This window comes from Plasticicumulans sp., assembly GCF_035331805.1.
GTDB lineage: Bacteria > Pseudomonadota > Gammaproteobacteria > Competibacterales > Competibacteraceae > Plasticicumulans.
Genome location: NZ_DAOLKE010000261.1, coordinates 1 through 2,445, shown reverse-complemented (window position 1 = coordinate 2,445; position 2,445 = coordinate 1). Strand labels below are relative to the sequence as shown.

2 protein-coding genes are annotated in these 2,445 nt (G+C 73.1%); both read right to left on the bottom strand.

Annotated features, from left to right (window positions below; genetic code table 11):
* The gene (locus PKE44_RS14780; protein ID WP_324552522.1) at positions 1-870 is read right to left on the bottom strand and encodes an endonuclease/exonuclease/phosphatase family protein; all 870 of its coding nucleotides are present in this window, start codon (positions 868-870) and stop codon (positions 1-3) included.
* A partial coding sequence (locus PKE44_RS14775) for a VTT domain-containing protein (protein WP_324552520.1) occupies positions 867-2,445 on the bottom strand: 1,579 nt, incomplete at its 5' end. The genes PKE44_RS14775 and PKE44_RS14780, both read right to left, overlap by 4 nt.

The window sequence follows — 2,445 nt, the reverse complement described above, 5'->3', positions numbered from 1 at the left end:
TCAGCCACTGATCTGCGCCACCACCGGCAAATGATCCGAGGCCAGCCGCGCCCGCGGGTCGGGATGGCAGTACAGGCTCAGCAGGCGCGTGCGCGGGCGTACCCAGATGCGGTCGAGCGCCAGCAGCGGCCAGCACGACGGGAAGGTCGCCGGGGCCGGCGTGGCCTCGAACCAGCGGTGCAGCCAGCGCAGCGGCCGGCCCCACAGGAACCATTCGTTGATGTCGCCGAGCAGCACGGTCGGCAGCGGCGGGTGTTCGGGTGGATGGTCGCCCTGGCGCACGCGCGCCAGCAGACGCTGCACCTGCGCGCGGCGCTCGGCCGGGCGCAGGCCGAGGTGCGTGGCGATCACGCGCAGCGCGCCGCCGGCGGTGCCGGGCCTGGCCGCCGGATCGTGCCGCTCACCGGTGAAGGCGTGGTTTTTCTTCCCCTCTTTCCAGCCCGTCTCCCGCGCGGGGCGAGAGGCGGAAAGGTGAGGGGAGCCGGCGTGATTGGCATCCGCCCTGCCGCAGCCGTCCCCGGGCAGATCGAGGATCACGTCGAGCGCGCCGCGCGGCTCGCGGCCGGGATAGTCGAGCGACAGGCGGTAGACCGAGCGCAGGGTCAGTCGCGTCAGCAGGCCGTTGCCGTATTCGCCGCCGTGCTCGCGCACCAGCGTCGGGCCGGCGACCGGCATCAGGCCGGTTTCGGCGGCCAGCCAGGTGAGCATGTCGAAGCCGGTGCGCCGCGATTCGACCTCCTGCAGCGCGATCACGTCGGCATCGAGATCGCGCAGCACCTCGGCGATGCGCCGCGGCACGCACTGGCCGTCGGTGCCGACCGCACCGTGGATGTTCCAGCTCGCGACCCGCAGCGTCCGGGGCGCCGTCATGCGCCCGGTTCCGGCTCGGCGGCGGCCGGGGCCGCCGCGCACGGGACGGCCGGTTCCGATGGCTGCTTGCGCCGCTGCAGGTAGCGCGACAGCCACCAGCCCGAGCCGAGCAGGATCAGCGCGCAGCCGATCATCAGCCCGATCGCCAGCGGCGTCGGCTTCGAGATGGCCGCGGCGATGCGATCGGCGAACACCACGGTCAGCACCGCGCCGGGGCCGAGTCCGAGCAGCGTGCCGAGCAGGTAGTCGCGCAGGCCGATGCGCGAGGCGCCGGCCGCGAAGTTGATGATCGTGAACGGCGCGACCGGCACCAGACGCAGGAACACGACGGCGAAGATGCCGCGCTCGGCGAGCTTGCGGTCGAGCCGGTTGAAGCGCCGGCCGCCGAGGCGGCGCACCGTGCGCCGGCCGAGCAGGCTGCCGACGCCGTAGCCGGCGAGCGCGCCGGCGAGCGAGCCGCCGACCGCGTACAGGCTGCCGGTCAGCGGCCCGAACACGAGGCCGGTGACGCCGATCACCAGCGAGATCGGGATCGCCACGACCGAGGCGATCGTATATGCGGCCAGCACCGCCAGCGGCGTGAACGGCAGGTCTTCGAGTTCGCGCGCAACGCGGATCAGCTGGTTCGGCGCCAGCCATTCCGACAGCGGCGTGTAGCGCCAGGCCAGCGTCAGTCCGACCAGCGCCAGCGCCAGCAGCACCGGCGCCATCAGCCGCTCGCGCACCGACCGCCGGGTCGGCGGCGGCGTGAACTCGGCGAGCAGCTGATCGCCCGTCATCGGCCGTTCCGGATCGATCAGCGTGTTGTCGACGATCAGGTGATCGAGATCGGCACTGCCGACGGTGGCGAGCGGCTGCAGGTGGCGGTGTGCATCATCGGTCTGCTGCAGTGCATCGACCGTGGCGAGCAGGCGGCCGTCGTGAGCGGCGCGCGCAGCCTCGATGGCCTCGGGCGCGCAGCCGAGGTGCTCGCCGAGCAGGCGCGCGCGCAGGCCGGCGATTGCCGCCTGCACGTCGGCACGCCCGCCGGCTTCGAGGATCAGGTTGCATTCGGTGTCGAAGCCCATCGAGCGGTTGCTGAGGTTGGCCGAGCCGATCGTCAGCCACTGTTCGTCGATCACCATCAGCTTGCTGTGCACGTTCAGGCAGCCCGAGGCCAGGCCCGGCACGCGCGGGCAGCAGGCGCGGTAGCGGTCATGGCGGTCGGCGTCGGTCAGCTGCCGGTGCAGCCGCCCGCGCAGCACACCCATCGTGTTGACCTCCAGCCAGCCGCTCTCGCGCTGCGGCGTGATCAGCAGCACCTCGGGCGCGTCGTCGTCCTGCAGGCGCGCCGCCAGCGCCGCGCCGATCTCCCAGGCGGTGAAGTACTGGTTCTCGAAGAACAGCGTCCGGCGGGCCGCGGCGATGGCATCGAGATGGAAGCGGCGGATCTCGTCGACGGCCGGGTAGTCGTCGAAGGCCGGTTCGGTGCGCGCGATCGCGACCGGCACATCGCGCAGCTGCGCCTCGACGCCGGCCGGCCATGGATCGTCGCCGGCCGCCGGCTGCGGCTGCGGCTGCGGCGGCGGCGGCGGC